Origin of the sequence: Streptosporangium sp. NPDC000095 (assembly GCF_042899335.1) — a bacterium.
GTDB lineage: Bacteria > Actinomycetota > Actinomycetes > Streptosporangiales > Streptosporangiaceae > Streptosporangium.
The window spans coordinates 15,753-27,596 of record NZ_JBIAZS010000029.1 but is presented as its reverse complement, the minus strand read 5'-3'; the positions used below and the strand labels follow the sequence as shown (position 1 = coordinate 27,596).

At 72.0% G+C, this 11,844-nt stretch carries 12 protein-coding genes; 2 read left to right on the top strand and 10 right to left on the bottom strand.

Features of this window, described 5'->3' with window-relative positions; all coding sequences use genetic code 11:
* Positions 1 to 109: 109 nt before the first annotated feature.
* Both ACFY3V_RS37655 and ACFY3V_RS37650 read right to left on the bottom strand, forming a co-directional pair.
* Complete coding sequence (locus ACFY3V_RS37655) at positions 110 to 844, bottom strand: SDR family oxidoreductase (protein WP_362905528.1); 735 nt, start codon at positions 842 to 844, stop codon at positions 110 to 112.
* Positions 841 to 1,107: an Atu4866 domain-containing protein gene (locus ACFY3V_RS37650; RefSeq protein ID WP_350948629.1), complete on the bottom strand. Its 267-nt coding sequence runs from the start codon at positions 1,105 to 1,107 to the stop codon at positions 841 to 843. The genes ACFY3V_RS37655 and ACFY3V_RS37650 overlap by 4 nt, the downstream gene beginning before the upstream one ends.
* 190 nt (positions 1,108 to 1,297) lie before the next feature.
* Between ACFY3V_RS37650 and ACFY3V_RS37645 the strand changes: the two genes are divergently transcribed.
* Both ACFY3V_RS37645 and ACFY3V_RS37640 read left to right on the top strand, forming a co-directional pair.
* Positions 1,298 to 2,143, top strand: a complete 846-nt coding sequence (locus tag ACFY3V_RS37645; RefSeq protein ID WP_362905526.1) for a helix-turn-helix transcriptional regulator — start codon at positions 1,298 to 1,300, stop codon at positions 2,141 to 2,143.
* Positions 2,144 to 2,344: 201 nt separating this feature from the next.
* On the top strand, positions 2,345 to 3,562 hold the full coding sequence (locus ACFY3V_RS37640; RefSeq protein WP_389780081.1) for an MFS transporter: 1,218 nt from the start codon (positions 2,345 to 2,347) through the stop codon (positions 3,560 to 3,562).
* Between the two features lie 524 nt (positions 3,563 to 4,086).
* Here the strand turns inward: ACFY3V_RS37640 and ACFY3V_RS37635 are convergent.
* The 8 genes from ACFY3V_RS37635 to ACFY3V_RS37600 all read right to left on the bottom strand — a co-directional run bounded on the left by ACFY3V_RS37635 (position 4,087) and on the right by ACFY3V_RS37600 (position 11,825).
* Positions 4,087 to 5,019: an acyl-ACP desaturase gene (locus tag ACFY3V_RS37635; protein ID WP_362905522.1), complete on the bottom strand. Its 933-nt coding sequence runs from the start codon at positions 5,017 to 5,019 to the stop codon at positions 4,087 to 4,089.
* Between the two features lie 122 nt (positions 5,020 to 5,141).
* Positions 5,142 to 5,864, bottom strand: a complete 723-nt coding sequence (locus ACFY3V_RS37630; protein ID WP_389780079.1) for a DUF998 domain-containing protein — start codon at positions 5,862 to 5,864, stop codon at positions 5,142 to 5,144.
* Positions 5,865 to 5,982: 118 nt separating this feature from the next.
* Positions 5,983 to 7,203 (bottom strand): glycosyltransferase, encoded by a 1,221-nt coding sequence (locus tag ACFY3V_RS37625; protein WP_389780077.1) that lies wholly within the window; start codon positions 7,201 to 7,203, stop codon positions 5,983 to 5,985.
* 22 nt (positions 7,204 to 7,225) lie between these two features.
* A complete protein-coding gene (locus ACFY3V_RS37620) occupies positions 7,226 to 8,044 on the bottom strand; it encodes a DMT family transporter (RefSeq protein WP_389780075.1) in 819 nt (272 codons plus the stop codon).
* Positions 8,045 to 8,360: 316 nt separating this feature from the next.
* Positions 8,361 to 9,080: a DedA family protein gene (locus tag ACFY3V_RS37615; RefSeq protein ID WP_362905514.1), complete on the bottom strand. Its 720-nt coding sequence runs from the start codon at positions 9,078 to 9,080 to the stop codon at positions 8,361 to 8,363.
* A gap of 185 nt (positions 9,081 to 9,265) precedes the next feature.
* On the bottom strand, positions 9,266 to 9,739 hold the full coding sequence (locus ACFY3V_RS37610; protein WP_350948620.1) for a TspO/MBR family protein: 474 nt from the start codon (positions 9,737 to 9,739) through the stop codon (positions 9,266 to 9,268).
* A gap of 197 nt (positions 9,740 to 9,936) precedes the next feature.
* Complete coding sequence (locus tag ACFY3V_RS37605; RefSeq protein ID WP_362905509.1) at positions 9,937 to 10,635, bottom strand: response regulator transcription factor; 699 nt, start codon at positions 10,633 to 10,635, stop codon at positions 9,937 to 9,939.
* Positions 10,617 to 11,825 carry a sensor histidine kinase gene (locus ACFY3V_RS37600; protein ID WP_389780072.1) on the bottom strand — a complete coding sequence of 403 codons (1,209 nt, stop codon included), beginning with the start codon at positions 11,823 to 11,825 and terminating at the stop codon, positions 10,617 to 10,619. The genes ACFY3V_RS37605 and ACFY3V_RS37600 overlap by 19 nt, the downstream gene beginning before the upstream one ends.
* Positions 11,826 to 11,844: the final 19 nt, after the last annotated feature.

Genomic DNA, 11,844 nt, shown 5'->3' with positions numbered 1-11,844 from the left:
CGGCGCTCGGGAGTTCTGCCCCGGTGCTGTCGTGCGCCCCATCCCGTCCGGTCGTCCGCCCGCCGGAGCCCGGTCACCCGTTTCCGGATCAGGCTCCGGCGTGGCGTCGTCACTGGGCGCCGGCGGCCGGGCGTATCACGATCTCGTTGACGTCGACCTCGGCGGGCCGGCTGATCGCGAAGGCGATGGCGTCCGCGATCGCCTCTGCCGGGATGGCCACCGACCGGTAGGTCTTCATCGCCTCGCGGGCCATCGGGTCCGAGATGGAGTCGGCGAGCTCGGACTCGGTGACGCCGGGGGAGACGACGCTCACCCGGATGTCGCCCGCGGACTCCTGGCGCAGCCCCTCGGAGATCGCGCGCACCGCGAACTTGGTGGCGCAGTACACCGCGGCGGTCGGCGACACCTCGTAGGCGCCGACGGAGGCGATGTTCACGAAGTGCCCGCCGCCCCGCTCCCGCATGACCGGCAGGGCGGCGGCGATGCCGTGCAGTACCCCGCGGACGTTCACGTCGATCATCCGGTCCCACTCGTCGACCTTCAGTTCCGCGAGCGGTGACAGCGGCATCACGCCGGCGTTGTTGACCATCACGTCCAGTCGCCCGTACCGCTCCCGCGCGGTGGACACGAAGGCCCGCACGTCGGCGGCGTCGGTGACGTCCAGCCGCCGGAACGAGGCGCTGCCGCCGTCGGTGGTGATCTTCGCTGTCAACTGTTCCAGCCGGTCCGTACGCCGCGCGCCGAGGAGGAGGTGATGGCCGTCGGCGGCCAGGCGGAGCGCGGTCGCCTCGCCGATCCCGCTGCTCGCCCCGGTGACCGCGATGACCTTGGCCGATGCCCTCATGCCCGCTCCTTCTCCCGGTACAGCACGAGGTGCTCGTGGTAGAGCACACCGTCGCGGATGTCACCCGTGGCGGTGAACCCGGTGTCGTCGACGTAGTCCAGATGGCCGCCGGTCACCGTGTACCGGCCGGTGTACGCGCTGCGCCGACCGCCGCGTGCCTCGTCGTACCGGCCGTCCGCTCGCAGTTCCTGGCGGATGTGGCCGTCCGCGGTCACCCACATGCCGACCACGTCCACCTTCCCGTCATCGGTGGTTCTCGTCATGCTCTTCTCCCGTACGTGGTGATCTGCCCTTCGGCATCGAGTCTGGGCCGGGTGCGGGCCGTCAACCAGGACGCTCACCGCCCGGGTGCGCCGCACCCAGGCGGCGAGCGCCCTCGTTGCGGCACACCCGGGCAGATCCTGGGTGTGACACACCCGGGCAGGCCGCCGTCCGCCCGCCTAGCCTGGGGACATGGCCAACAACGAGCTGGGAGACTTTCTGCGCGCACGTCGTTCGGGCCTGCGGCCGGAAGACGTCGGCATGGTGACCTACGGGGTCCGCAGGGTCGCCGGACTGCGGCGTGAGGAGGTCGCCGTTCTGGCCGGTATGAACGCCGACTACTACACCCGCCTGGAACAGGGGCGCGAACGCCGTCCCTCCCCCCAGGTGCTCGACGCGCTCAGCCGTGCCCTGCACCTGGACGCCGACGCCCGCGCGCACCTGTACCGGCTGGCGGGCGCCGCGCCGGACGAGCGGCCGGGCCGGATCCCGGACACGGTCAGTCCCGCACTGCGCCAGCTGATGGACGGCTACCCGAACACTCCCGCGTTTGTCATCAACCGCACCCTGGACATCCTCGCCGCCAACGCGCTGGCCGACGCTCTGTTCTCGCCCTTCGAGCCCGCCGACAACCTGGCACGGATGGCCTTCCTCGACCCCGCCGGGCGGCACTTCTACACCCGCTGGAACTGGACCGCCCAGGCCACCGTGGCCAACCTGCGGCAGGCGGCCGGCTTCGATCCCGAGGATCCCCGGCTCCGCGAGCTCGTACGGACCCTGACCGAGCGGAGCGGCGAGTTCGCGGCCCTGTGGAGCGCGCACGAGGTGCGGGGCAAGACCCGGGACGCGAAACACCTCATGCATCCGGACGTCGGCCCTTTGATCCTTACCTACCAGGCCTTCGACGTGCGCGACGCGCCCGGCCGGCAACTGATCATCTACCACGCCGAACCCGGTGGTCCCAGCGCCCAGGCACTCACCCTGCTCGGCAGCATCGGTGCCTCCCGGCGACAGTCACTGGGCCGTTCGGCCGGTTGACCCGCGACCTCGGCCGGAGAGAGGCCGGCTGCGGAAGACGGCGGTTCGTGACGTAAGGTAAATGGCTGTCGCGTTCCACAGGGACGCGAGCGATGACCGCTCGGCGGCCGCGAGAGCGGTATCACCCCGGTCGAAGCCCACCACCCCCGGTGGGCTCCCGAGCCGGGCGGAGCCTCCGTCTGGATGTTGGACGGAGATCCGTTGAAGTCGTACCTCGCCGTGCTCAGTACGCCCGGAGCCTGGCGGTTCCTCCTCCCCGCCTTCGCCGCGCGCCTGCCGAACGCGATGCTCCAGCTCGGCGTGCTGCTGCTCGTGCACTGGTCCACCGGCTCCTACGGCGTGGCCGGGGTGGCCGCCGCGGTGGCCGCGGTGGCGCCCGCGCTGGTCGGCCCGCGGACCGGGCGGCTCGCCGACAGGTACGGCCAGGCGAGGGTGCTGGTCCCGCAGGTCGTCGTGCACGCGGGCGCGCTGGGCGCGCTGCTGGTGCTCGCCTCGGCGCACGCTTCGGCGGTCTCGCTGGTGGTCGTCTCGGCGCTGGCCGGGGCGACGATGCCGCAGGTCGGCTCGATGGTCCGCGCCCGCTGGGCGTACGTGCTCGGCAGGTCGGGCAGGCTGGACACCGCCTTCGCCCTCGAATCCATCACCGACGAGCTGACCTTCACCCTCGCCCCGGTGCTGCTCGTCGCGATCTCGACCGGGTTCTCTCCGGTGTGGGCGCTGTCGGGGTCGCTGGTCATGGTCGTGGTGGGGACGCTCGTGTTCGCGGGGGTGCGCGGCGGAGCGCCGGAGCCGATGCCGGTCCGGGTCCGTTCCCGGCGCGGGGTGCTGCGGCTGCGCGGGGTGGCCGTGCTCGCGGGGGCCTTCGTCGCCCTCGGCACCGTCTTCGGCAGCCTCCAGGTGGGCGTCACCTCCTACACCGCGGCGCTCGGCCAGGCCGGTGCCGCAGGACCGGTGTACGCGTGCTTCTCCGGCGCGAGTTTCGTCGGCGGCCTCCTCTACGGCGTGGTCCGCTGGCGGATCGGCGCCCCTGCCAGGCTGGCCGCCGCCCTCGGGCTGCTCTCCGCGGCCACCGTCGCCCTGACGTTCGCCGGATCGCTCCCGCCGCTGTACGCCGGAGCCGCCGTGGCCGGGTTCGTCATCGCCCCGGCCATCATCACCGGCTACACCCTGGTCGAGGGCCTCGTCCCCGCCGAGGTGAGGACCGAGGCGTTCACCTGGCTCAACGGTTCGGTGGGCATGGGCATCGCGGCGGGAGCGGCCGTCGCGGGCCAGCTCGTGGACCGCTTCGGCGCGACGTTCGCCTTCCTCGTCCCCCCGGTCACGACCGGTCTGGCGGCCGTGCTGGTGTTGACCTTCCTTAGGGTCCTGAGGCCCGCCGTCCAGCACTCGCGACCGCGCGAACTGGCCTCGGCCGCCTGAGGCATACCTGCGAGGGTCGGCGACGAGCGGCGATCACCGCTGAGCGGCGCCAGAGAAGACACGTCCAAACGGACACGGTAGGTACGTCCAGCGGGACACGGATCATGCGGCTGTTCGGACACGGAGTGCTCGTCTGATCAGTCATGTGGTCCCATGATGGGAGCATGTCTGAGCTGGTCACACCACTTGGAAGGCGTGGTCGGCCGTAATGCTGGGCGTCTGATTCGTGAGGCGCTCGCCGACACCCGAGTGGCGCTGATCAACGGGGCACGGCAGTCGGGAAAGAGCACGCTGACCGCTCTCATCGCAGGGTCCAGAGAGAACTCGATCATTCGAAGTCCGGACCGTCCGGAGACCCTGGCTGCCGCACGGGAGGGTCCGACACCTTCGGGGAGCATTCAGATCATCTCGTCATCGACGAGATGCTGAAGGCGTTGCCGGTCAGTGCGCTCTGGCGACTGCGGGCCTGAGGTGAGTCGTGGGGAGGGACCGCGCCGCGGCGGCCCCTCCGGAGAAAAGGCGCCTCAGGCGTCGGCGGCCTGGCGGGCGCGGCGGGCCTCGCGGCGCTCGACGAAGCGGGAGGCGGTGGTCTCCAGCCGGGCGAGGAAGTCGTAGAGCTCCTCGCGGGCCTTCTCACCCTCGGCGCCGAGGCCCTTCATGTTGGCCACGTCCCACTGGCGCAGGACCGGCTGCAGGACGTCGTCGATGTGCAGGCGCAGGTCGTAGATGCCGGCGTTGGCGATGGTCATGGCCTTGCGGGTGAAGCCCTCGATGCCGGTCCCCGGCATCTGGAAGGTGGTGACGACGTCGGTCACCGCGCGCATGGTCTGGTCGGGGGTGAGCTGGAAGGCCGCGTTGAGCAGGTTGCGGTAGAAGAGCATGTGCAGGTTCTCGTCGGCGGCGATCCTGGCGAGCAGCCGCTCGCAGTTCGGGTCCTCGGAGGCCTTGCCGGTGTTGCGGTGCGAGATGCGGGTGGCCAGCTCCTGGAAGGAGACGTACGCCACCGAGGCGAGCACACCGTCGTAGGAGTTGGTGAAGCCCTCGCTCATGTGCACCATCCGGGCGCGCTCCAGCGCGACCGGGTCGACCGCGCGGGTGACCGTGAGGTAGTCGCGGATCGCGGTGCCGTGGCGGCCTTCCTCGGCGGTCCAGCGGTGCACCCAGGTGCCCCACGCCGCGTCGCGGCCCAGGGTGGTGGCGATCTCGTGGTGGTAGCTGGGGAGGTTGTCCTCGGTCAGCAGGTTGACGATGAGGGAGATGCGGGCTTCCTCGGGGATCTTGGTGTCGGTCTCGACCCAGGCGTCCCCGCCGTAGAGGCCGTCGTAGTTGCGCCCCTCCGACCAGGGAACGTACTCGTGCGGGAACCACTCCTTGGCCACCTTGTGGTGCCGGTCCAGCTCCCCCGCGACGACAGGCTCAAGTTCGAGCAGCAGCTCGGTCTCACTGAACTCTCGCATCAGGTTTCTCCCTCGAAGACTACGGAACCGTAACCTACGTTAGCGTAGGTAAGGCCGCGATCGGTACGTGCCACATGTCTCGTTTACTCGACCATGAGCGATTCAAGGGAGCCGCTTCGCCGTCAGCCGAGACCGATCGGCTGGCGAGGATGGCGGGTGTCGTCAGGGCTGTCGCCAGGGCTGAGCTGGGCGGGAATCGCCAGGTCACGCGCCCGTACGGCCGACCGGTGAGCGGACGCGTCGTCGCGGTGACCCGCCCAGAGGGCGGCCATCAGGATCAGCGTCATCTGGGAGAGCACCAGCAGGCGTTGCGCCAGGCCGTAGTGGTCGGCGCCCTCGATCAGCTCCGAGACGAGCGAGCCCGGGTGGGCGGCGAGGAACCAGACGAGCAGCCCCGTCGAGAAGACGGAGACCGCCGCCAGGGGGCCGTTCCCCGACCGGCGGCCGAGCATCCAGCCCGCGCAGGGCAGCGCGGTGAGGACCACGGCCGCCGACCAGCGGTGGATCTCCCCGGCGACCGAGACGACGCCGGGCGCCGCGTCGGTGGGGAACGCGGCGGTGAGCAGGAGTCCCAGCGCCGAGGCGACGAATAGCGCCCGCGCCGCCGCGCCGCGCACCGGCTCCACCCGGACGAGCAGGTACGCGACCCACAGACAGCCCATGGCCAGGGCGATCGTGCCGACCACCATCGCCCAGGCGCTGCCGTCACGCAGCGCGTAGTCACTGATCAGGCCACCCATCGGGTTCACCGTGTCCGCCGCGACCAGGTGCGCGTAGCCCATCGCCGCCAGGGCGACCAGCGGCCCGGCCACCCCCGGCCAGGCGGACGGCGGGCGCTCGTTCACCGCCGCACCCCCCGGCCGGTCGTCTCGGAGTCCGTCACGCGGCCTTCCTGAAATCCGGACGTGGAGTTCGTCGCGGCGTCTCCTCGCGGACCGTCTCCGAACGCGATCGCCCCGGACCTCATCGCGCCACCTCCTGGTAGATCCTCTCGAACCGGGCGAGGGATGCCTGGTGGTCGTGGGTCAGCGCGATGGAACGGCTCGCGGCGCCCATCGTGGCCCGCTCCCGGGGCGAGACGAGCAGGGCGGTCAGGTGCCTGGCCAGCTCCTGGACGTCGCCGGGCTGGAACAGGTGACCGTTCTCGCCGGGCCGTACCAGGTGCGGCAGGGCCATCGCGTCCGCGGCGACGACCGGCAGGCCACTGGCCATCGCCTCCAGCGTGGCGATGCTCTGCAGTTCCGCGACGCCCGGCATGGCGAAGACGTCGCCGGCGGCGTACACCTGGGGCAGCGTCTCGTCGGGTACGAACCCGAGGAAGGACACCCGGTCCCCGACCCCGATCCGGTCGGCGAGTCTGGCGAGCGCGGCCCGCTGCCCTCCGGTGCCCGCGAGCGCGATCTGCGCGTCGACGTTGTTGAGCACGTGCGGCAGGGCGCGGATGAGCTCGTCCAGCCGCTTCTCCTCGTCCAGCCGGCCGACGAACACGATCGTGTCCCGGTCGGGCAGGCCGAAGGCCCCGCGGGACCACGCCTTCGGCTCGGGGCGCGGCTGGAACCTCGCCAGGTCGATGCCGCAGGAGATGGGCTCCACCGGCGGGCCGAAACCCTTGGCCGTGAGCAGCCCGGCCGCGATCCGGGTGGGCGTGGTGACGCGGTCGGCCCTGGAGTAGACGCGGTTGAAGTCCCTCCAGGCCAGCGCTCCCGCCCCCTCGCGGAGGCGGCCGGGGATGTGCGCGAACTGGAAGAGGTTGTCCGGCATGAAGTGGTTGGTCGCCACGACGGGGACGCCCGCGCGCCGGGAGGCGGAGATGGCCGCGCGGCCGACGACGAAGTGCGCCTGCACGTGGACGACGTCGGGGGCGATCCTGTCGATCAGCCGGTCCAGCCGGGTCGGCACCGTGACCCGCATGGTCGGGTGGACCAGCACCGGCGCCGAGCGCAGCCGGTGCACGGTCACCCCGTCCAGGTGATCGGTCCTGGCCGGTCCCTCGTCCGAGGCGCACACCACGTGGACCTCGTTCCCCCGCTCGGCCAGTCCCTGGGCGAGCCGGTGGGCGAAGTAGGCGGCACCGTTCACGTCCGGCGGGTAGGTGTCGGCCCCGATCAGCACCCGGCGGGGCCGGGTGGGCAGGAGGGTGGGACCCGCTACCGAGGGCTGCAGGGTGGTGGCTGACATGGCCATCAAGGCTCCGTTCGTCGTGCTGTCACGTCATGTGGGGGGACATCGGGGTGGTACGGGCCAGCGCGACGGTTCCGCCCGCGACGAGGGCGGCGGCCATCAGTGCGGTGAGCGCGCTCGCCGCACCCGTCGGCAGGGGTTCGCCGAGCAGGAGGGCACCGAAGGCGACGGCGGTGAGGGGGTCGGCCACCTGCAGGGCGGCGAACGCCACGCCGAAGTGGCCGACGGCGTAGGCGCGCTGGAGCAGTACCAGCGCGATCAGGGCGGGCATCGGGACGGCGAGCAGGAACCAGAACTCCCAGTCACCGTCGACCAGGACGCGGGTGAGCGTGGCGGTCGCGCCGTACAGCACGCCCGCCCCCACGGCGAGCAGGCAGGCCCGCGCGGCGGGGGAGACCCGCCTGGCGAGGGCCCACAGCATCAGGGCGGCGGTGGCCGCCCCCGCGAGCAGGGCCACCGCCTCCCCGGTGCTGAGGTGGGGTTTGCCCGCGTGCTCGGGCACGACCATCACCAGGCCGATCAGCCCGACGGCGATCACCGCGGCCGAGGCCAGCTCGCCGGGCCGTGGCCTGCGGTGTCGCAGGGCCGCGGCGCAGGGCAGGGCGAACAGGAGGCTGGCCACGCCCAGCGGCTGCACCAGCGTGAGCGGGCCGTATTTCAGCGCGACGATGTGCAGGGCCGTGCCGCCCGCGATGGCCAGGCCGCCGAGCAGCCATCGGGGGCGCCGGGCGAGACGGCCGAGGCCGGCGTGGGGCGTGCCCGCCGCCTCGAACTGCTGCAGCGCGGCACCGAGTGCGAAGAACAGGGATCCCAGCAACGCCAGGCCGACCGCCAGCACAGTCATGCGCACTCCTCCCAAGCAGATGAAGCCATGGCGAGATGACCGGATCACCTCGTGGAGGCGTCCGTTCAGGGGCTTGTGGTGAACAGTCGAAGCGTCCCGCGCGGGCGGGCGGCGGAGCCATAGGGGTTCTCCCTGACTTCGCAGGGGATTCCCCGAGATTCGCGTCGGGGCCTTCGCCTCGCGGGCCGCTCCTGAGCGGGCTCGACCAGGAGGGGAACGCCTCCCTCACCCCGAACCCGAACCCGAACCTGAGGCCGAGGACCCGAGACCGAGGCCGACGTCGCCGACGGCGTCCTCGTGTCCGGACGCCTCCGTGTCAGGCGGTCGCGCCGCCGCGTCGCTCACCCGAGGTGACCGGCGCGCTCTCCACGCGCGGCGCGGTACGGCGGTGGCGGAGGTGGCGGACGGTCTCGACCACGACGGTGATCGTCAGGGCGATGCCGAGACCGAGGAGCAGACCCTTGATCGGGTCGTTCTCGAAGGCCGCGCCGCCCACGTAGCCGATCAGTCCCGAGTAGATCGCCCAGCTCACCGCGGCGAGGGCGTCGAAGAGGGCGAACGAGCGCCGGGGATAGGCGACCGCGCCCATGGTCAGCGTGCAGGCGGTCCGGCCGCCGGGGATGTAGCGGGCCACCACGAGGACGAGCCCGCCCCGCTCGGCCAGCGCACTCTCCGCCCAGGCGAACGCCCGGCGGCTGCGCCTGCCGTTGCGCAGCCGGTCGTTGGTGGTACGCCCGATGGCGTACGAGACGTGGTCGCCCACGAACGCGCCCAGCGCGGCCACCACGATCACCAGGAGCAGGTCGGGAGCCCCGGTGGCGGCGGCGAACACCCCGGCGGTGATGACGGACGTCTCCGCCGGGACCACGGGAAAGAACCCGTCGAGCATCGCCAGCGCGAACAGCGCCAGGTAGATCCAGGGAGATGTCATCACATCGTGCAGGGCGTCGAGGATGGCCTGTGTCACGTCGGGCTCCAGCCGGGGGGTCGCGGATGTCTCACCCAGCAGGCTGACGGCCCGGTACTTTCCGGACATCGGGGAGCACCCCGGTGTTCCTCATGACACGTCCCTGAAGAGCACCAGGGTCCTGTCTCCCCGCCCCTGAGAAACCGTCCGGGAAAGCCCTCGGGAAGCCGACCTTGGAAACCGGACAGAGCCGGTCACATCGCACGAGGACGATCGCGTCCCCACCGGCTCACGGCGCCCCTCGGGAAGAGGGCTCAGTTGAGCTGCCAGACGGCGAAGTTCAGCGAGGCCGCGTACGTCACCCAGAGCAGGTAGGGCACGAGCAGCCAGGCGGCCGGGCGGCTGATCCGCCGGAACATCACGATGTTGAGCGCGATCGCGAGCCAGAGGACGACGATCTCCGCGAACGCCAGACCGTACTGCCCGGCGCCGAAGAACAGCGGCGTCCAGGCCGCGTTGAGGACCAGTTGGACCGCGTAGACGCCGAGCGCCGGGGTGAGGCCGCCCGCCGACCAGGCGAGCCAGCCGGACAGGGCGATCAGGATGTAGAGGAACGTCCAGGCCGGGCCGAACAGCCACTGCGGCGGTGCCCACGGCGGTCGTTCCAGCGACAGGTACTCACCGCCGGCGTTCCCGGCCGCCAGCGACCCCACCACCGCCACCAGCACGAGCGCGACGACGAACACCGGCAGGCCGGCCCAGCGTTTCGGTTGCTGTGTGATGACCATAGAACCCCCCTGCCCCCTTCTTCGTGGAACTACCGCGCGGCGGTTTCCCGTCCGGGGGAACGGGGTTCGATCGGCGTGGGGCACGAGGGATGGGAAGCGCCTTCCGGGGAGCTGTCTCTCCCCGAGCTCACCGGCCGGATCGAGGAGGCGCGATCAGCACCGGAACTCCCCGCGCCGGCCGGATCGAGGAGGCGTGATCAACGCCGGAGCGGTCGCCGCGGTCGCTCCGCCTCCGGGCCGCCCGGCCGGCCCCGGAGATAGGCGAGGACGGCGAGGACACGGCGGTGGTCGTCCTGCGCGACGGGCAGGTCGAGCTTGGTGAGGATGCCGGCGATGTGCTTGGACACCGCCGCCTCGGTGACCACCAGCGCGCGGGCGATGGCGGCGTTGGAGCGGCCCTCCGCGACCAGGCCGAGGACCTCCCGCTCGCGTGGGGTGAGCCGGGACAGCGGCCCGCGCCGGAGGCCGAGCAGTTGCCGCACCACCTCGGGGTCCACGACCGTGTGCCCCCCGGCGACCCGCTCCACCGCGTCCACGAACTCCCGTACCTCGCCGATCCTGTCCTTCAGCAGGTAGCCGATCCCCGCGCCGCCGTCGGAGTCGAGCAGCTCGGCCGCGTAGGTCTGCTCGACGTACTGGCTGAGCACCAGGACGGCGAGCCCGGGGTGGGAGGCGCGCAGCGCGAGCGCGGCGCGCAGTCCCTCGTCGGTGAAGCCGGGCGGCATGCGCACGTCGACGACGACGATGTCGGGTTCGTGCCCGGCCACGGCGGCGATCAGCGCCTCGCCGTCGCCGACCGAGGCGACCACCTCGTGGCCGAAACGGTCGAGGAGCCCGGCGAGCCCTTCGCGGAGCAGCACGCCGTCCTCGGCGAGGGCTATCCGGAGACGGGACACGGGATCTCCACACGTAGCGACGTCGGCCCGCCGGGCGGGCTGGACAGGGTCATCACGCCGTCGGTCACGGCGACCCGGTCGGCGAGCCCGGTGAGCCCCGACCCGGCCGCCGGGTCGGCGCCTCCCACCCCGTCGTCGCCGATCTCCAGCACCAGCGTGCCGTCGAGGAGCCGGCCGTGCACGAAACCGCGCCGGGCCAGGCTGTGCTTGGCGATGTTGGCGAGCGCCTCCGACACGACGTAGTAGGCGGTCACCTCGATCGGGGACGGCAACCGGCAGGGCAGCGAGACGTCGACGTGGACGGGGAGGGGAGAGCGGCCCGCCACATCGCGTACCGCCGCGCCCAGCCCTCGGTCGGTGAGCACCTGGGGGTGGACGCCCCGGATCAGCTCGCGCAGCTCGGCGAGGGCGCGTTTGGCCTCCTCGTGCGCCTCGACGATCTGCGCCTCGGCGGGCGACCCCGGCGGCAGGTCGAGCCGGGCGAGACCGAGCCTCATGCTGAGGGACACCAGTCGTTGCTGGGCGCCGTCGTGCAGGTCGCGCTCGATCCGGCGGCGTTCGGCCTCGAACGCGTCGACGAGCCGGGCGCGGGAGCGGATGATCTCCGTGTGGCCCGGCGCGAGGATGGCCCGCGCGATCAAGGCCCGGGTGCCCGCCCACGCGGCCGTCATGTAGGCGAAGAGCGGGAACAGCAGCAGCCCGGCGACGAACAGCGGCACGCCGTCCAACGGGTCCATGCCCGGCTGGAAAGGCCCGGAGATCAACAGCAGCGGCAGCCAGAGCGCCGACGAGACCAGTCCCAGGTCCATCAGCCACATCACGGACACCGCGACGACCGTGAACCCGAGTTCCCGCCAGGTCGCCTGCTCGCGCAGGCGGGTGGTGAGCCAGGCCCACGGACCCGGGCGCGGTGGCCTCAGGTGCGGATCGGGCACGGGCGCGCCGTCCACCAACCGGAGCCGCCATCGTTCGAACGCCCCCGACGGCAGGGTGAGCACGATCACGGCGAACAGCCCGGCCACGGTCGCGAACCCGACGCCGTAGGCGTAGGCCGCGTAGATCATCACGCACGCGGCCACCGCGTGGATCGCGCTGCACAGCAGGTAGGCGAGCGAACGCCAGGGCCATGAGGAGCGGAGGAACACCGACGGCCTGCGGGTCATCGCCGCCAAGGCAGTACGGGCGAACACCCTCCGACGTTAACCGATC